Origin of the sequence: Hamadaea sp. NPDC050747, from assembly GCF_040654195.1 — a bacterium.
Classification (GTDB): Bacteria; Actinomycetota; Actinomycetes; order Mycobacteriales; family Micromonosporaceae; genus Hamadaea.
Map to the genome: position 1 here is coordinate 12,073 of NZ_JBFAHM010000006.1, position 18,758 is coordinate 30,830.

Annotated in this window: 11 protein-coding genes; 1 reads left to right on the forward strand and 10 read right to left on the reverse strand. The window is 71.9% G+C overall.

What is annotated here, in order from left to right:
* Nucleotide 1 precedes the first annotated feature (1 nt).
* The 5 genes from AB0H43_RS14945 to AB0H43_RS14965 all read right to left on the reverse strand — a co-directional run bounded on the left by AB0H43_RS14945 (nt 2) and on the right by AB0H43_RS14965 (nt 5,443).
* Complete coding sequence (locus AB0H43_RS14945; protein ID WP_359999894.1) at nt 2–1,276, reverse strand: serine/threonine-protein kinase; 1,275 nt, start codon at nt 1,274–1,276, stop codon at nt 2–4.
* A 71-nt stretch (nt 1,277–1,347) separates the two neighbouring features.
* Nucleotides 1,348–2,349 (reverse strand): terpene synthase family protein, encoded by a 1,002-nt coding sequence (locus tag AB0H43_RS14950; protein ID WP_359999895.1) that lies wholly within the window; start codon nt 2,347–2,349, stop codon nt 1,348–1,350.
* 218 nt (nt 2,350–2,567) lie between these two features.
* Entirely contained in the window at nt 2,568–3,011 is a 444-nt protein-coding gene (locus AB0H43_RS14955; protein WP_359999896.1) for a winged helix-turn-helix transcriptional regulator, read from the reverse strand.
* Nucleotides 3,012–3,132: 121 nt separating this feature from the next.
* Nucleotides 3,133–4,170, reverse strand: a complete 1,038-nt coding sequence (locus AB0H43_RS14960; RefSeq protein ID WP_359999897.1) for a zinc-dependent alcohol dehydrogenase family protein — start codon at nt 4,168–4,170, stop codon at nt 3,133–3,135.
* Nucleotides 4,171–4,279: 109 nt separating this feature from the next.
* The gene (locus tag AB0H43_RS14965) at nt 4,280–5,443 is read right to left on the reverse strand and encodes an acyl-CoA dehydrogenase family protein (RefSeq protein WP_359999898.1); all 1,164 of its coding nucleotides are present in this window, start codon (nt 5,441–5,443) and stop codon (nt 4,280–4,282) included.
* Between the two features lie 74 nt (nt 5,444–5,517).
* On the opposite strand from AB0H43_RS14965, the gene AB0H43_RS14970 reads away from it, so the two are divergent.
* On the forward strand, nt 5,518–6,447 hold the full coding sequence (locus tag AB0H43_RS14970) for a 5'-3' exonuclease (protein ID WP_359999899.1): 930 nt from the start codon (nt 5,518–5,520) through the stop codon (nt 6,445–6,447).
* A 153-nt stretch (nt 6,448–6,600) separates the two neighbouring features.
* On the opposite strand, the gene AB0H43_RS14975 is transcribed toward AB0H43_RS14970, so the two are convergent.
* From AB0H43_RS14975 to AB0H43_RS14995, 5 genes are all read right to left on the reverse strand, one after another.
* A complete protein-coding gene (locus AB0H43_RS14975; protein WP_359999900.1) occupies nt 6,601–9,399 on the reverse strand; it encodes a hypothetical protein in 2,799 nt (932 codons plus the stop codon).
* A complete protein-coding gene (locus AB0H43_RS14980) occupies nt 9,396–12,803 on the reverse strand; it encodes a hypothetical protein (protein ID WP_359999901.1) in 3,408 nt (1,135 codons plus the stop codon). Before AB0H43_RS14980 ends, AB0H43_RS14975 begins: the two co-directional genes overlap by 4 nt.
* A 395-nt stretch (nt 12,804–13,198) precedes the next feature.
* Nucleotides 13,199–16,201, reverse strand: coding sequence for a S8 family peptidase (locus tag AB0H43_RS14985; RefSeq protein WP_359999902.1), 3,003 nt, complete (start codon nt 16,199–16,201; stop codon nt 13,199–13,201).
* A gap of 203 nt (nt 16,202–16,404) precedes the next feature.
* Nucleotides 16,405–17,811, reverse strand: coding sequence for a hypothetical protein (locus AB0H43_RS14990; protein ID WP_359999903.1), 1,407 nt, complete (start codon nt 17,809–17,811; stop codon nt 16,405–16,407).
* Complete coding sequence (locus AB0H43_RS14995) at nt 17,808–18,674, reverse strand: ABC transporter ATP-binding protein (RefSeq protein ID WP_359999904.1); 867 nt, start codon at nt 18,672–18,674, stop codon at nt 17,808–17,810. The genes AB0H43_RS14990 and AB0H43_RS14995 overlap by 4 nt, the downstream gene beginning before the upstream one ends.
* Nucleotides 18,675–18,758: the final 84 nt, after the last annotated feature.

Consider the following 18,758-nt stretch of genomic DNA (forward strand, 5'->3'; position numbering starts at 1 on the left):
GTCATGGGGCCTCCGACGCCGCCGGAGTGGCTGCCGCCGGGGAGGCCGCCGTCGTCGGCCGGGTGGCGGGCTGGGTCGTCGGTGCGCTGGTCGGACTGGGCGGGGCGGCGCTGGTGGGCGGCGCCGACGGGCTCGCCGCGGTCGTCCGGGGCGCCGTGGTGGTCTGCCCGGCGCCCGTGGTCACCCGCGTGACGCTGCTGGCCCGAGCCGGTGCGCTGCCACCCACACTGGTGTGCGTGTTCGCCGTCGGATAGGTCGTCGGGGACGGCGTACCGGGCGGGTCGTCGCCCAACTGGCCGGCCGCGAGCGCCAGCGCCGCCACGGCGACCGCGGCGATGCCACCGGCAGTCAACGCCCAGCCCTTGCGGCTCTTCGGCGGCCCGGCCGGATCGCCGACCGGATCGTAGGCCGCCTCGTACGTCGGCACCGCGGCCCGCGCGGCGACCGTGGCGGTGGCGGCGGGCATGGTCGCCGTCGTGGACAGCCCCGCACCCGGTTTGCGGGCCGCCTGGGCCGCTGCCGCCAGCTCCGCCGCGGTCGCGTACCGGGCGGCCGGGTCCTTCTCCATCGCCCGCTCGACGACCTGACGCACGGAGACGGGGATCGCCTCGGGCAGCGGCGGCGGCTGGTCGCGTACCTGGCTCAAGGCCACCGACACGGCGTCCGGACCGCTGAACGGCAGATGCCCGGTCAGGCAGTGGTACGCCACCGCGCCGAGCGCGTACACGTCGGCGGCACCGGTGAGCGGCTTACGGGTGGCCTGCTCCGGAGCCATGTACGCGGCCGTCCCGAGCACGGTGCCGGGCTGGGTCAGCTCCGCCGAGCCGGCCGAGCTGGCCACGCCGAAGTCGACCACCACGACGTCGCCCTCCTCCGTGAGCAGGAGGTTGGCCGGCTTCACGTCGCGATGCACCACACCCGCCCGGTGCGCCGCCTCCAACGCCTCGGCCGCCTGGGCCACGATCCGCATCGTCTCGGCCGGGTCGAGCGCCCGCCCGCCGTCGAGCCGATGGCTCAGCGGCTGCCCCGGAACCAGCTCCATGACGAGGTACGCGATCCGCCCGTCCGGGGTGTCGGCCTCGCCGTAGTCGTAGACGGCCACGATGCCCGGATGGTGCAGGGCGGCGAGCGTACGCGCCTCGGCGGCGAAGCGCTCCCCGAATCCGGGCTGGGCGAGCAGCCGGGGCACGATCACCTTCACGGCGACTTGACGGGCCAGGACCTCGTCGGTCGCGACCCAGACGTCCGACATGCCCCCGGAGGCGAGCTTTCGCACCAGCCGATAGCGGTTTTCGACGGCATCTCCCGCGGTCAGCATTCCAGGCCACTACCCACGCGGCCCGATTTTCACCCCAGCCGGGCCACAACCTCCGCAAGGTGATCGGGGATGGCCGCGTAGAAGGCCGCCCGGTCGGCGGAGTACCGCGGATTGCCGGTCGACCACGCGATCTGCCCCCGGGTCCAGATCAGCGGCGCACGGGCGTACGCCAGGACGGCGGCGCCGGCGGCCGGATCGAGCTCTTCGCAGTGCGTCCGCAGATCCTCGTACGCCACCCGGTACGCGGCCAGCCGCCGCTCGTAGCCTTCGGCGAGCCGGTACGCGCTCTGCTGCGGCGAGCAGCCCTGCTCGTCGGCGACGATGGCGACCAGGTTCACCCGGCTGCCCTGCTCGGCCTCGATGTCGGCGGAGAGCAGGTCGTTGGAGATGATCATCAGTTCGACGCCGATGGTCACCACCCGATCCAGCAGCGGATCACCGACCGCCGCCGGTGGCAGTTCACGGTTCTCGGCGTACTCCCCGAGGGCCAGGGCCACGTGGGCGCCGAAGAACAGCGGCCGCCACCGCAGATAGTCCCGCAGCCGGGGTACGCCGCCCGCGCGTACCTGAGCTGCCTCCCATTCGCAGCCGTCGAGATGGCGGTGGAACTCCGTCCGGAACCGCCGCTGCCACGACTCCGAGGCGGTCGCGGCGATCCGCTGCCAGGTCTGGTGCAGCGCCCGGCCCAGCGGGCCGCTGCCGGGATCGTCCAACCAGGAGACGATCGCTGTGCAGAGCCGGGACACCGCCGGGGCGGGCTCACGGGGACCGATCCGTTCCAGTTGATCGTCCACGATGGACCACACGCCCATCCACTCCGCGACCCGCGCCAACTCTGGGGCGGTCGCGTCCGGATACATCCCCGCGACGAGCGCCCCGAACCGCGTACGCCGGACGTAGTCCTCGGCGGCGGGTCCGCGCGCCAGCGCGTGGTCACGGAGGAAGGCACGGCACGCCTCGTCCGCTCGGTCGGCGTACGGGCTCAACCGCAGCTCGACCGGAACGTGAAGCTCCGGGACGACGATGGTCACGTCCCCATCGTGGTTCCCGGCGCCCTGCAACTTCCAGGATGCAAGTAGCTCATTCAGTTACTCAAGCTGAACCAGCACCCGGCCGGATCAGGGTTCCGGGTCGAATCTTGCGCCAAGATTCGACCGAGATCCCTGATCCAGCGCAAAGCGAACGGCAGCGCAAAGCGAACGGCAGCGCAAAGCGAACGGCAGCGTGAGCGACGCGGCGGGGAAGGTGATCAGGCGACCGCGGGCGGGCGCTGCTCGAACGGCGTCGACAGCACGACCGTCGTCCGCGTGATGACGTTGGCCGCCGACCGGATCTCCGCCAGCAGCTTCTCCAGCTCAGCGGGCGACCCTACGCGTACCAGCAGGAGATAGAAGTCCTCGCCCGCCACGGACCAGCAGGAGTCGATCTGGGTGAGATGCGCGAGCCGCTCCGGCGCGTCGTCCGGCTGAGCCGGATCGAACGGGCGGATCGCGACGAGCGCGGTGAGCGGCAGCCCGATGGCCTCGTAGTCGACCTTGGCCGCGTAGCCGGTGATGATGCCGCGCTGCTCGAGCCGGCGCACCCGCTGGTGCACCGCGGAGACCGACAGCCCCACCTTCTCGGCCAGGTCCGTGTAGGACATGCGGCCGTCCGCGGTCAGCGCGGCGACAATGGCCCGGTCAGTCTCCTCCACGGCGGTCACGATAGTGGTACGCCCGGTCACCGCGCCAGCGCCCAGATCACTCACGCGCTCGCCACCCTTCGGGCGTCGATCACATGGCCACTGTGCCGGCTGATGATCATCCTCCGGATGCTCATGGCCGCACCAGGACCTTCAGCGCGGTCCGGTCGGACATCGCCGCGTAGCCGCCGGGCACGCCCGCCAGGTCGACGCCGACGTCGAAGACCGGCGACGGGTCCAGGTTTCCGCCAAGCACGTCCGCCAGCAGCTCCGGAATGTACGCCCGAGCCGGGGCGACCCCGCCGCACAACCCGACGTTGTTGTCGAACATGGTGTGGATGTCGACGCCGCCGGAACCCCCGTGCGGAACGCCCACGTAGCCGACGTAGCCGCCCGGCCGGGCGACGCGGATCGCCGTCCGCATCGACTCCTCGGTCCCGACCGCCTCGATGACGGCGTGCGCGCCCCAGCCACCGGTCAGCTCCTGAACCGCCGCGACCGCGTCCGCGCCGCGTTCGGCCACCACGTCGGTCGCGCCGAACTCGCGGGCGATCGCCGTACGCACCTCGTGCCGTCCCAGCGCGATGATGCGTTCAGCGCCGAGCCGCCGTGCGGCCAGTACGCCGCAGAGCCCGACCGCGCCGTCGCCGACGACCGCCACCGTGCCGCCCGGTGTGACCCGGGCACTCAGCGCAGCGTGATGCCCCGTCGACATGACGTCCGACAGCGCCAGCACCTTGACCAGCTCGGCGTCCGACAATCCGGCCGGCAGCGGCACGAGAGTGCCGTCGGCGAACGGTACGCGGACCGCCTCACCCTGACCGCCGTCCGACCCGACCTGGCCCCAGAAGCCACCCTCGGGGCAGCTCGTCTGCAGCCCCGCCCGGCAGAACTCGCACGTCCCGTCGGACCACACGAACGGCGCCACGACCGCCTGCCCGGCTTTCAGCGTCCGCACCGCCGTGCCCGCCGCCTCGACGATCCCGACGAACTCGTGCCCGATCCGCTGCCCCGGCTGCCGGCTCGCCACCCCCTGGTACGCCCACAGGTCGCTCCCGCAGATGCAGGCGTGGGTGACCCGGACGATCACGTCGGTCGCCTCGACCAGCTCCGGATCGGGGACCTCCTCGATCCGGATGTCCTTCGGGGCATGGATGACGGCTGCGCGCATACTGCTGATCCTAGGCATGATCATTGCGCCAGCCATGCTGTTTCCGGCGGTGAAATGCCCGATTAAACAGCATGGCTGACGCAATGATCATGCTTCAACGGGGCGAGCGTCAGCGGGCGAGGTGCCGCGCGATCACCATCCGCTGGATCTGGTTGGTGCCCTCGACGATCTGCAGCACCTTGGCCTCCCGCATATACCGCTCGACCGGGTGGTCGGCGACGTAGCCCGCGCCGCCGAGGACCTGCACGGCGTCGGTCGTCACCTTCATCGCCACGTCGGTCGCGAACAGCTTGGCCTGGGCCGCCTCCAGCGAGTACGGCTGCCCGGCGTCCTTCAACCGGGCGGCGTGCAGCGTCAGCGCCCGGGCCGCGGCGAGCTGGGTGGCCGCGTCGGCGACGAGGAAGCCGAGCCCCTGGAAGTCGATGATCCGCTGGCCGAACTGCTTGCGCTCCTTGGCGTACCCGACGGCGTAGTCGAGCGCGCCCTGGGCGAGCCCGACCGCGCACGCGGCGATGCCCAGGCGGCCGCTGTCCAGCGCGCCCATGGCGATCGTGAAACCGTCACCCTCGCCGCCGAGCAGCCGCTCCGCGGGCACTCGCGCGCCGTCGAGCACGATCTGCGCGACCGGCGACGCCTTCAGGCCCATCGTCCGCTCGCGCGGCTGCGGCTCGATGCCCGCGGTCGCGGCGTCCGCGAACAGGCAGGAGATCCCCTTGGCGCCGGGCCCGCCCGTCCGGCAGAAGATGTTGTACGCGTCCGCGACGCCCGCGTGGGTGATCCACGCCTTCGTGCCGTTCACGACGTACGCGTCGCCGTCCAGCCTGGCCGTGGTGGTGAGGTTGGCCGCGTCGGAGCCGCCGGCCGGCTCGGACAGGCAGTACGCCCCCAGCAGCTCGCCGCCGAGCATGTCGGGCAGCCAGCGCCGCTTCTGCTCCTCGGTCCCGTACATGGCCAGCGGGTAGCACGCCAGGGTGTGCACGCTGACCGCCTCCGCGACGGCCAGCCAGCGGCTCGCCAGGATCTCCAGGACCTGCAGGTAGACCTCGTAAGGCTGATCCGCGCCGCCGTAGCCGCTGGAGTAGGGCAGGCCGAGGAAGCCGCTACGGCCGAGGGTCCGGATGATCTCGCGGGGGAACTCGCCCCGCGCCTCGTAGTCGTCGGCGCGCGGACGCAGTTCCTTGTCGGCCAGCTCGCGAGCGAGGTCGAGCAGATCGCGGGACAGCTCGGCGGCGGACGGGTCGAGGCTGGGGGGCAGGAGCACAACGCTGGGCATGCACATAGCTTAACGGTCGTTAGGGCTCGTCATGCTTCCCGGTGGGTGTCACATCTGTGTGGCAGTCTGTTCGCGTGACCGCTCCTTTGCTCGCCGTCGATGCGCCCAGCCTCTACTTCCGCGCGTACTTCGGGGTTCCCGAGTCGTCCGCCAAGACGGCGTCCGGCCAGCCGGTCAACGCCGTCCGGGGCTTCCTGGACATGCTCGCCACCCTGGTGCGGACGCGCAGACCCGACCGGATCGCGTGCGCGCTCGACGCCGACTGGCGGCCCGCCTGGCGAGTCGAGCTGCTGCCCAGCTACAAGGCCCACCGGGTGGTCGCCGAACCCGCCCCGGGCGTCTCCGTCGAAGAGGTCCCCGACACGCTCGCCCCCCAGGTGCCCATGCTGCTGGAAGTCCTCGACGCGTTCGGGATCGCGGCCTTCGGCGTACCGGGATATGAGGCCGACGACGTCCTCGGCACGCTCGCCGCGTCGGGCACCAAGGCGGCCCCGGTCGAGGTGGTCAGCGGCGACCGCGACCTGTTCCAGCTCGTCGACGACGCGCGCGGCGTCCGGTTCCTCTACGTCGGCCGGGGAGTGGCCAAACTCGAAGACTGCGACTCCGCCGCCGTCATCGCTAAATACGGGGTGCCGCCGGAGGCGTACGTCGACTTCGCGATCCTGCGCGGCGACCCCAGCGACGGGCTGCCCGGCGTGCCGGGCGTCGGCGAGAAGACCGCGATGGCACTCGTCAACCGCTACGGCAACCTCGCCGGCATCCGGGCCGCCGCCCTCGAAACGGTCGGCGAGATGGCCTCCGGCGTACGCCGCAAGATCGCCGACGCCGCGTCCTACCTGGACGTCGCGCCGAAGGTCGTCCGCGTGGCCGACGACGTCCCGCTCCCGGCAGTGGACCTCACCTTGCCCCGCGAGCCTCGCGACGCCGACCGGGTGCTAGCCCTGGCCGAGGAGTGGAACCTCGCCGGCTCCTGCCGCCGCCTCGTCGACGCCCTCGCCGCCTAGCCCCGCCGCCTCGGCGCTGGACCCCGCTCGCCGCCTTCGGCGCTGGATCCCGCTCGCCACCTTCGGCGCTGGATCAGGGTTCTGGGTCGAATCTTGCGCGAAATACGACCTAGAACCCTGATCCAGCGCGTTGCGCTTGCGCGCTAACGGGGCCTAATGGGTGCGGCGAGCGAAGGCGAGCCAGGTGACCGCGAGCAAAGCGAGCGCACCCACTCCGACGGGAACCAGGACGGGGAGAGCGGGCGGAACCGCGGGCACGCCGAGCCAGGTCTCCCCCGAGGTGATCGGCAGCACGGACCGGGCCAGCGCCCACGCCAGCCCCGCACCCAGGAGTCCTAACAGGACTCCGAAGAGCACCGCGATCGCGTACGCGAGCCGCGACGACCCACGCAGGGTCCGGTCCCGGAGTCCAGCCAGCCGCAGCGCGCCGAGATCCGGCGAGCCCCGGTCGACGCGGGCGACGGCGAGCAGCACCGCGCCGAGCAGCAGCCAGGCGACGACGGTCGCACCGACGAACAACTGCAGCACGAGAGCCGCCGGCGACCGGGCGGCGGCCGTCCGCGCCTCGGTCCGGGAGACCGACCCGACGACCAGTACGCCCTTGGCCTGCAACGCCGACGTCACGGACGCTGGAGCCGACGCGGTCAGCCACACCTCCATCGAGTCGAGCGAATGCGCGCCGCCGGTGGCCGCGATGAGCGTGTCGAGGTCGACGAGGAGACCGGTGTCGCCGACCCGGGGCAGCACCGGCGCTTCGCCGACCTGGGTCAGTTTCAGCGAACCGCCGCTGAGCGGCAGGTCCATCCGCCGGGCGTCGACGTCGAGGCCGGGCGTGGCGATGGCGGGCAGCGCCTCCGGGACCTCCGGCGGCAGGAGCAGACCGGATCCGGTGAGCTTCCAGGTGCCCGCCTTCTCCAGCGTGCCGACGACTCGCCAGGTGCTGATGTCGGCGTACGGGCCGAGTTGTTCCAGCGACAGTCGCCAGCCCGCGCCGGTCGCGGCGACGCCGGTGATCGCGTCCAGCCGGCACCCGGCATCGCAGGCGGCTGGCAGCGTGAAGGTGAGCGTACTGCGCCCGGCAGTGGGCGAACCCATCGTCACCGTCTGCCGCCGGCCGTCCGCCGTGGTCACCTGGGCCAGCAGCAGCGCCCGGGGATTGACGACGCCGTCGAGCGGGGTGGCGGTCACGGTCACCGACACGGACTTCGACAGCGGCGGGCGTACGGTCAGCTTCGGCCCGATCTGTGCGGCGACGGCGTCCGCCCGGTCCCAGTCGAGCTGGGCGGCCCGGCCCAGATCCAGCGCCAGGATCTCCGGGTGCCGCGTCTCACTGGAGATCCGCCCGACCGGCATCGCGAACGAACCCTCCGGATCGACCGAGCGCACCGCTGCGATCACCTGACCCGGGTCGGCTGCCCGGACGGAGAGGACCCGGTCGGCGCCGACGGACAACGCGATCTGCTCATCGCGTACCACTCGGCTCGTGGCGAGCGACGACGCGACCAGCGCGAGCAACGCCACGGCGAGGCCGCTCAACGCGATCAGCTGGCGGGCGGCCGGTCGGCGCCCGAGCTGCGCGGCGGCCAGGCCGAGGACCAGCCGGCCCGCGCGGAGCAGGCGCGGCGTCGCGGCCCGCACCACCGCGGGCAGGACCCGCGCGACCACCAGCACCATCGCCGCCGCCAGGAGCGCGGGGGCGAAGTTTCCCAAGCCCTCAGTGGTACGCACAAAGGCCAGACTGGTGACGGCGAGCGCGACCAGCGCCACCTCCCCGGCGGGCAACTGCCGCAGCCGGGCCGCCCAGGCCGGGCCGACCTGCCGCAGCGCGTCAACTGGCCGCGCGACCACAATGGGCAGCACGGCCACCGTGATCGCGAAGGTGACGGCGAGCGCGGTGAGGCCGACCAGCGTGGTGAACGGCGAGCCGGCGAGCGACGCGCCGACGACCAGCCCAATGAGCGCCAGAAGCAGCGGCGCGCCCGCGCCGAGCGCCCACCGCAACGGCATCGGCAGCCCCCGGACCGCCTGTACGCCGAGTTCGCCGCGTTCCCGCTGGACCTGCCGCGACACGAGCAGGAACAACACGAGGCAGCCGAGGGTGAGGACGGGCAGCACCACGGCCGGCGTGGCGATGGCGACGTATCGGCGCTGGTCCTGCACCCGGTTCAGGAGAGTGGGCAGCCCGTCGGACGGCGGCTCGATCAGCTTCGGCTGCAGGATCTCCTCGAGGAACTGCTGCCACGTCATCGTGCTGAGCAGCGGAGGCTCCACGAGGACGTCGGCCGTGATCAGGTGGCTGTCGTGCGGAACCGCCTGCATGGCATCGGACCGGGTCAGCAGCGGGCCCACCACGGTGCCGTCGAGCTGGGTCGTGAAGGGACTGGGCCAGCCCCAGTAGTCCTCGCCCTGGTCGATCGGCGTGTAGACGCCCACCACGTCGAACGGGTGCGATCCCTCCGGCGACGGGTACCACATGTTGTACTTGTCGTCGTAGAGCGCCTGCGCGACGTCGAGCACCGAACCGACCGACACCTGCAGCGACTTCGCCTCGTCAGCCGGGACCGCGACCTCCCCCGGAGCGACCGGGCACCGGCCAGCCGTCAGCTTCAGGTGAGCGCAGAAGTCCTCACGGAACATCAGAGTGCTCGCGTCGTTCGGGACGAACCCCATGACGTCGAACTGCTGACCGAAGCGAACCGTCAACCCCGGCGTGTCGCGTACGCGGTTGAGCTGGGTCTCGAAATTCGACGAATCCCCGGAGTCGGCGGCCAGCCGGAACTGGCGCTCGGCCAAAGGTGCGTCCGCGATCGTGTCGGCGGCCAGCCGATCCCCCGTATGCCCCGGGAAGTCCGCGCCCACAGCGGCCAACGCGCCGAGGACACCAGTCAGCACACCGATCGTGAGCAGACCCGCCCAGCGGGCGCGGATCAGCAACGCCAGCAGCGGAATCACTCCTCCCCACCCCCCTCTTTCCTCCGGCGCTCGCCCTCTCGGCGCTCGCCCTCTCGGCGCTCGCCCTCTCGGCGCTCGCCCTCTTGGCGCTCGCCTTCTTCGCGCTCGCCTTCTTGGCGCTCGCTTTCTTGGCGCTCGCTTTCTTGGCGCTCGCCCTCTTGGCGCTCGCCCTCTTGGCGCTCGCTTTTTTGGCGCTGGATCAGGGATATCGGTCGAATCTTGGGCGGTTTTTCGGTCGATATCCGTGATCCGGTTCCTTCGCCAGGCGGCGTCGCCCGGCCGCCAGGCGGCGTCGCCCGGTCGCCAGGCGCGGTCGCCCGGTCGCCAGGCGCGGTCGCCCGGTCGCCGCGCGCGGTCGCCCGGTCGCCGGGCGCGGTTGTTCCGCTGGCGGCGCGGACGGCGAGCGTCACCCGACGGGTCGCCCACCCGACGGCGGTCACGACCGCCACCGCGCTGATCACCCCGGCGAGGACCAGTACGCCGAACGGCACACCCCCCGGCGGCGGGGCCAGCACGTGCCACCGATCCGTGAACACCTTCGGGGGCGGGATGGGCAGCGCCGCCGCCGCGACCGCGGCGAGGAGGCCGCCCGCTGTCGCGGCTGCCGGTGGCCAGCCGTAGAAGGCCAGCCCGGCTCGGCGTACCGCGCGCTCGGGCAGGCCTTGGATCCGCAATGCGGTCAGGTCCTTGACCGTCGCCGTCCGGCCGGACGCGGCGGCCAGCACCAGCGCGGTCGCCGCGATGACGAGTCCGAGGATCGCGGCGAGGAGCGCGAATCGGCGTACGGCGGCTGGGGCGTCGTCGTCGAGCCGGTCGGCCGTCTCCGCCGGTGTCTCACTGCGCAGCACCCGGATCTGCCGCTTCGCCAATTCGTCCACGATGGACTGCGGGGCGTCGGCCGTGAGCCAGACCTGGAACTGCTCCGCCGCCAGGCGTACGCCGGCCAGCTCGTCCAGCTCGGTCAGGTCCACGAGGACGCCCGACGCGCCGAGGCGGGGCAGCGCCGAGACCTGGCCGGTCACCCGGACCGGGACGGCGGGCGCGCCGAGCATGTCGAGCCACAGTTGCTCCTTGCGGTTGCCGTAACCGGGTGTGCCGGCAAGCACGACCGGCACCGGAACCGGCGCCCCGATCGGATACGCCGATGGCAGGCACGCCCCGCGCAGCGGAAGGCCACACGTCGGCGGAGCGGTGATGGACAGCCCGTCCGGGCTGGTCGACAGTTCGGCGGCGAGCGTCTCCGGTTGGACCGGGCCGCGCCAGCGCACCCGATCGGTGAGGTCGGCTCGGCTGACCAGCTCCGTCTCCCCTTCCCGCACGGCGTGCAGGGTGACCTGGGTGCCCCAATTCGGTTTCCCGTCGTGCACCGGCGGCCCGCCGGGTTGGGGCTCGTCCCGGGTGACCAGGTCGAACGAGGCGATCCGGCACCCGTCCTCGCATCGCTCCACCGCCGCCGAATAGGTGGCCCGGCCGGGTTTGAGCGGTCCCCACAGCGCGCGTACGGCGACACCGTCGCGCCGGATCAGCGAGGCCGCGACGTGCACCGTGTCGGCCACGTCGTCGGAGGCGTCCGTATGGTTCAGGCCGTCGCGGCCCAATTTGTGTAGCTTCGGGTTCAGCGTGACGTCGAGCGCGAGCGTTCCGCTGGTCACCTTCCAGGCCGGCGCACGATCGTCGCGAACGACCGGGATCGGCCCGTACTCGGAGCGCCACAACGCCGTCCGGGCCAGCCGCGCCGTGTCGACGGCGAGCACTCCGTCGCTGAGCCCGGCCGACAACGTGTACTGCGCCGCCGCCATCGCGTACCGGCCGTCCGGGTCGGCTTCGCGTACCGCGTCGCGCAGCACCGCACGGCTCGGCGCGGTCACGGTCAGCACGCGGGACGCGCCGACCTGCAGCGCCGCCCGATCCGCGATCGCCGGCCGGGCGCGCAGATCGTCGGCGATCGCTCCGGCGAGCCCGGCCACCGCCACCACCAGCAACGTCACCACCCAGCGCAGGGCCGGTCGGCGGCTCGCCGACAGCGCCGCGAACGCCGACGGCAACCGGCCCGCGCGCGCCGCCCAACCGCCGGTCCGTGCGGCCAGTGCCAGCAGGAGCCGGCTGACGAGCAGCCCAGCCGCCAGCGCCAGCACCGCCGGAGCGGCAGCGGGCGCGACGGTGGCGGTCCGCGTCTGCGCGACGCTGATCAGCTGCCACACGCCCACTCCGGCCAGCAGCAGCACGACGATCTCGACCACGTCCAGCGCACGCCCGGTCCGCGCCCGCGCGGGCACGTCCCGCAGCAGCTCGCTCACGGTCGCGCGGGTCGCCTGCGCCTGCGCCACGGCCGCCACGACGATCGCGCTGACCAGCACAGCCGCAGCCGACCCGAGGCTCGCGACGAGCGCGGTCGTGCGTTCGACTCCGGCCCGCACATCACCAGCCAGAGCAAATCCAGCGAGTACGCCCAGCGGCGCGCCCAGAATCGCGGCGGTGAGCATGGGCGACGCGGTCGGGGCGAGCGACGCGGTCCAGACCCGCCACCAGCGCACCCCGCGCAGCCGAACGAGCCCGACGTCGGTGCGATGCGCCTGCGCCGCGTGCCGGACGGCGACGAACAACGCCACCCCGCAGAGCAGCACCAGCCGGGCAGCGGCGACCGCGATGCCGTTGAGCAGTTCCTGTTGCTCGGCCTCGATCTGCCGGGCGAGACTGTCGGCCGACGTACGCACGACCATGTTGTCGGCGCCCAGACCCTGCCGGGCCACGTCGAGCCGATGCGCCAGCTCGCCGTCGTACGCGGCCGGGTCGAGCAGCAACGACCAGGTCGTGGTGACCTTCGTGGCCGCCGAGTCCAGCGTCGGCCGGACGGTGAAGCCGGGCTCCAGATCCTGCGGCCCGGTCTTGAGCACGCCATACCAGTACGCGTCCAGCGGATCCTGCGGCTGATAGCGGCCGACGACGGTCAACGTGATCGGCTGCTTCGCCTCCTCCGGCGTGTACGCCACCGTGTCCCCGACGGCCAGCCCCAGTCGCTCGGCGGTGACCTGGCCGATCATGACCTGACCGGGTGCGGTCGGGCAGGCTCCGTCGATCAGGGAGTGCTCGCAGACCCCGTCGCGGGCCAGGACGGAGAACGTCGTCAACTCCCCGACCGTCATCCGGCCGCTCATCGCATACTCGGTGATGGTGCTCAGGGTCGGCAGGTCCCCGGCCCGCGTACGCAACGCCTCCTGCAGCGGCGCTGCCTCGGTGATCTGCCCGGGCTCCTTCGACCGGACCGCTACGCTGACATACCGCTCCACCGGAGCGGCGGTGTCGACCGCCCGGCGGGCCAGCGCCTCCCGGGTCGCGAAGGCATACCACGGGGTGGCGGCGGCCGCCGCCACGGCGAGCAGGGTGAGCGCCCAGATGGCCGCCACCTGAGCCCGTCGTGAGCGGATTGCGCTCCAAACGAGACCGATCACGATCTGACACAGTGCCTAGGGGCGCACTTTCTTTGCGGACCCACGCCGATCGTTACCAATTCGGGATCTCCCTCTCGCGGTCGTGAGTCCTTTGTGGAGCGCTCGCTTCGGCCCAGGTTGAGGCCACTGTCCTGCCGCCGTCGTGCCGCTGTGCTGCCGCCACCGGTCGCGGTCCTATCCTGCCGCTCGTGCCGCTGTGCTGCCGCCGCCGGTCGCGGTCCCGTACCGCCGCCGGTCGTTCCGTACCACCGCCGGTCGCGGAGACGGCCGGGGCCGCCCGTCAGCACCTCGGCGCGGACGGGCGGCCCCTAGTGTGCCGTCACGGGGCTGGTTCCGTCAGCCCCGCAGACTCAGCCGACCAGCAGGTAGCTCGAACCGATGGCCGAGGTCCCGTCGCTGTAGGTGAGCTTGCCGAGGTAGCGGACCCCCGGCGTGAGGCCGGTCCAGGAGACCGTCAGCGACGCCGTGCCGCCGACCGTGACCGCCTGGCTGGTGGGCGACACTGTGGCGTTGCCCGCCGACGTGCTGCCCAGCGTCCATCCGTTCAGCTTCACGTCCAGCGGACCCGCCGTCGAGCCGAACAGCACGACGTACAGGTCATACGTGCCCGGGCCGAGGATCATCGTCTCGTTGGCGTCACCGCCGGCGCTGAGCGTCACCTCGTTCGCCGTCCCCGCCGTGTACGCGTACAGGTCGGTGTCGGTGGCGCCGGCGTAGTCCGCGTTGAAGGTGGAGTACCGGCCGACGGTGCCGGCCGGGACGGTGACGGTCAGCTTCGCCGTCCGGCTGCTGGCGGCCGGGCTGGCGTCGTCGAACGCCGGGCCGGCCGGGTCCAGCGAGTGGCTGGTGACCTCGGCCGGGACCAGCCCGGCCAGGATGGTGCTGAGCGTTCCGGCGAAGCCGGACTTCACCGGCACCGCCACGCTGCCCGCCGCCGACGAACCGGTGATCTCCGGCGACACCGCCAGGGAGACCGGCTTGACCGCGATGGGGCTGCGGACCTTGTGCTTGCCGGTGCCGAACTCCTGCCAGGTCAGCGAGCCGAAGGCCCACTCACCGATCGCGGCGGTCGTCCGGGTGATGGTGACCGTGTAGCCCTTGGTCTTGCCCGGGGCCACCACCAGCAGCGGCGGGTTCACCTTGATCTTGAAGCCGGCCGGGGCCGACACGATCGGGAGGTAGACGCCCGCGCGCTTGGTCACGTTGGTGACCGACCGCTTGATCGTCTGCGCACCGGCGAGGTCACCGACGGCGATCGACGGGTAGTTCAGGTCGCTCGGGTCGACCGTCGGGTAGCTCGCGCAGAACGACGGGTCGGTGATGAGCTGGAACTGTCCCAGCGCGCAGCCGTACGCGATCCAGTCGGTCGGCGTCGAGTCGTAGACCAGGCCGGGGTCGAACGCCGGAGCCGGGGTCACGTGGCCCGATCCGAAGTTCAGCGGCGTCGCGTCGCCGAACGCCCACTGGATCGGCTTGCCCTGGTTGTCCTTGGTGCTCGCCGTCGTCATCAGCGCGGACTTGACCGCCATCGGCGACCAGTCCGGGTGCTTGGCGATCAGCAGCGCGGCGAGGCCTGCGATGTGCGGGGACGACATCGAGGTGCCCGAGTAGGTCGCGAAGCTGTTGCCGTAGTTGGCGGCGGTCGGCGCCACCGAGGCGATGACGTCCACGCCCGGCGCGGTGATGTCCGGCTTGAGCAGGTCGCCGTTGCCGGCGATCGCCGGGCCGTACGAGGAGAACCCGGCCATCTGCGGTGCCCGCACCTTCGCGGTGTCGACCGCGCTGAGGCTTGCGGTCGCGCCCGCCGTCTGGGCGTACGCCCGGACCGCCGCGCCCGCCGTCGAGTCGAGGTGCACGGTCGGCAGGAAGTGGTCGTCGCCGTTCAGCGACTGTGCCGCCGAGGTGTTGGCGAGGACCACGCCCACTCCGCCCGCATCCTTGACGGCCAGGCTCTTCTCGACCCGGGCGTTGCCACCACGGTCACACACGACGATCTTGCCGGCGGTGAGCGCCGGGTCCAGCGTGCCGACGTAGCACAGCTGGGCCTGCGTCGGGTCCGCTTCGGCCTTCTTCACCGCCGACGAGTAGACCAGCGGCGACGAGGCGACCGCGGCCGGGATGGTGCCGATGCCCGTGTACGTCGAGCCGTTGCCCAGCGTGACGGACTTCGCGTTGCCGCGGTCGTGCGTGCTTGCCGCGACGGTCGTGATCCACGGGTCGTTGTGCGCGACGCTGCTCTCGCCGATGGTGTCGCCATCGTTGCCGGCCGAGGCCGAGACGAAGACGCCCGCCGCGGCCGCGTTGAAGAACGCGATCTCGGCACCGGCCACGATGTACGCCGACGAGCCGGAGATGGAGTAGTTGATGACGTCCACGCCGTCCGCCGTGGCCTGCTCGATCGCGGCGACGAGGTCGATCTCCTGACCGTGGCCGGAGCCGTCGGCACCCTGCCACAGCGCCTTGTACATGGCGAGGCGGGCGGCCGGGGCCATGCCGCTGATGCTGCCGACGTCGTTGCCGCCGATGGTGGCCTTCACGCCGAAGTCGCCCGCCGCCGTCGACGAGGTGTGCGAGCCGTGGCCGCCGTAGTCGCGCGGCGAGTCGAACTCGAAGTCCTCGATCTCCGGGAAGCCCTCGCGGTAGTACCGTGCGCCGATCAGCTTGTTGTTGCAGGGCACCGGGGCCTCGACACCCGAGTCGCAGGTGCCGTGCCACTTCGCGGCGATGGTCTTCGCGTCCGGGCGAGGCTCGGACAGCGGCGCGAACGACGCGCTCTCCGGCCAGATGCCGGAGTCGATGACGCCCACGATGACGCCCTCACCGGCCCGCTTGTCGCCGTGGAACTGCTGGTTCCACACGCCGTTCTTCCCGGTCAGGCCGAGGAAGTCCCGCGTCGTGGTGGTGTCGGCGGTGTAGGTCTGGCTCTCCCACAGTTTCTTGATGCCGGAGGTCTTCGCCAGCTTCTGCGCCTCGGCGGCGGTCAGCCGGACCGCGAAGCCGTTGAAGGTCACGCCATAGTCGTAGGCCTTCGTCGCGGGGTTGATGCCGGCCGCACGCAGTGCCTTGTCGTGCTTGCCGGTCAGATACCTCCGGTACGCCGTCGCGCTGCTCGAGTGCGCGTCCAGCCGCTTGCCCTGCGCCGTACGGGTGGCGGTGTAGCCCGAGACCTTGCCGTCGTACGTCGCGACCGGGGCGTCGATCGCCTGCACGATGTAGAGCTTGGTCGGCTGCGCCGAGCCGGCGGCGACGGCCTGCGTACTGCTGCCGGCGATCAAGCCGCTGGCAACGAGGGCGAGCGCCGCCAGGGCCGCCGTCGCAGGCGCGCGCCGGCCCTTCGGCCGGGGTGCGTTCATGGGGGTTTCCTCTCCAGTCGGCGAACCGTGATCGTGAACGGTCCACATGGTTCCGGAGCGTATGACTCAGGGGTACGACGCTTACTCACCTGATCGACCACAGACGGCAAGCCGATCGGTGGAGGCGGTGCATCTGGTGTGGACGATGGAGTTCGCCATTCGATCGCGGGCGGCCCAATGACAGACTTGTCATCCCGATGGGATCAGATCAGCATGTTCACCGCCGCGTACCAGAGGGCCAGGTAGAGGACCTGGAACGGGCGCTGCGAACGGGTCACCGACCCCAATGACCAGGCCAGCGACGGGATCGCCAGGACGCAGCCGGCCCCGATCGCCAGGCTCGGCAGCGAACCGGCGATCAGCCACCGGACCATCGGCCCGAAACCGAGTAGCGCGGTGAACAGCACCCCGGCCAGCCACTCCGCCGCCGCTCGCCGCCCCGGCCCCGGGTACGCCCCCAGCAGCCCCGTCATCGAGGACTCGTGCCGGAACGCGCCGAGCCGGGACCAGACCAGCACCGGCCACAGCCAGACGATGGGCAGCAGAGCCGGTGCGGCCAGTCCACTGAGGGCCAGCCCGACGGCGATCAGCCACCACCACAGCGAGGCATGCCGGACGAGCACACGAGCCTCACCGCCTACGAGGCCGGCGAAACCCGCACCGTGAACCACCACGGTGACCGGCCGATGGCCGAACCCCGCGCCGGCCGTCGGCTCGATCGGCCGGGCAGCGCCCCGACGGCGCGATGGCGGCCGGGTGTCGAACCGGTGGAACCACAGCGTGGGAAGGGCCGCGACGCCGACCGACAGTGCTGTCAGCACCGCACGATCGGCGAGGAATCCGCTGGTCAGGTGCAGACCGGACCAGGTGAACGTCCGCAGCGGCTCGTCGAGATACATGAAGCCGACGCTGAACTCGGTAACGCGTACGCCCAGCGCGGTCAGGTCGGCCCGCATCGAGTCGGCGAGCGCCTGCCCGCCCAATCCGCCGAGTGGCGCCGCCCCTCCTTGCCCGGCGAGTGCACCGAGCGAAGCGGTGAAGAACCACACGACCGTTCCGAAGCCGCCCCGCAGCAGCCGGATCGTCTCGAACACGACGGCCAACGCGGCGGTGACCGCCAGGACGGGCAAGGTGAGCAGCAGGAATGGGGCCAGCAGGCCAATCGGGTCCACCGCCCGGGACTCGCCCCGGATCAGTTGCAGCACCGCCGAGGTGACCACGAGGACCCCGGTCATCGAGCCGAGCACCAGGACATTGCTGAGGAATTTGCCGAGCAGGTACGCCCAGCCCGCCATCGGCGTCGCGGCCAGCACCTGGCCGACCCCGGTCGACTCGTCGCGCGTCACCGAACCCCGGATGGCGAAGAAGCCTCCGATCATCAGCCACATCGAGGCGGCCAGCGCCGTCACTGCTCCGACATAGGCGCTGGTGTAGAGCCCCCGATATGCGCCCGCGTTGACGATGACCCAGTGCGCGTCCCGGGCGGGCACCGCCAGCCAGGCCAACGCCACCGCACCCAGCAGCACGACCAGGTACGCCGGACGCCGTGACCGTTCGCGGAAGTCCGCACCCGCCAGTGCGGTGACGGTCCGCAGACTCCGGGCGTTCACCGGCCCGCCGCCACGAGACCGAGGTACGCGTCCTCCAGCTCCGGCGCGACCGCCTGCGCGTCGGCCGTCGGCGGCTCCAACGCGAACACCCTCGCCCGCACCGCATCCCCGGAGCGCAGTACGCGGCTGAGCGCATGCCGGCTCTGCAGGTGTGCGACGTGTTCGGGACGCGTGGTCACCTCCCAGACCCGGCCCTGCGCCGCCTGCAGGAGGGCGTCGAGGGTGCCCCGATAGCGCAGGCGGCCGCCCGAAACCACCGCCACCTCGGTCGCGATCGCCTCGATGTCGCTGACGATGTGCGTCGACAGCAGCACGAGCCGGTCGCGGGCCAGGTCACTGAGCAGGTTGCGAAACCGCATCCGCTCCTCGGGGTCGAGCCCGGCGGTGGGCTCGTCGACGATGAGGACCTGCGGATCGGCCAGCAGGGTTTGAGCGATTCCCACGCGGCGCAGCATGCCACCGGAGTAACCGCCCAGCGGCCGCTTCGCCGCCTCGGTCAGGTTGACCAGATCGAGCAGTTCGTCGATGCGAGCCCGGGCAGATCGCGCCGACAACCCCTTCACCGCCGCCAGGTACGCCAGGAACTCTCGGGCGGTCAGGTGGGTGTAGACGCCGAAGTCCTGCGGTAGATATCCCAGCGCCCGCCGGAGCGACTCGGGTCTGGCCGTCGCGTCCGCCCCGAGGAAGCGGACTTGCCCACTGGTCGGGCGGGTGACGGTGGCCGCGATGCGCATGAGGGTGGACTTGCCCGCGCCGTTCGGGCCGAGCAGGCCGACCAGCCCGGGGCCGAACCGCAGGGTGAGGCGGTCCACGGCCCGTTTGCCGCCCGGGTACACCTTGGTGATCTCGTCGAGTTCCAGCACGTGCTCCAGCCGACCATCCGGGCCGGTCCTCTGGCACTACGCCCAAGGGGCATCTGAAAGGTATGCCTAGGCCTACTGTGCCGT

Coding starts and splice junctions, on each gene's coding strand:
- AB0H43_RS14960 (WP_359999897.1), bottom strand. CDS start 4,170: ATGCGCGCAGCCGTCATCCATGCCCCGAAGGACATCCGGATCGAGGAG.
- AB0H43_RS14965 (WP_359999898.1), bottom strand. CDS start 5,443: ATGCCCAGCGTTGTGCTCCTGCCCCCCAGCCTCGACCCGTCCGCCGCC.
- AB0H43_RS14985 (WP_359999902.1), bottom strand. CDS start 16,201: ATGAACGCACCCCGGCCGAAGGGCCGGCGCGCGCCTGCGACGGCGGCC.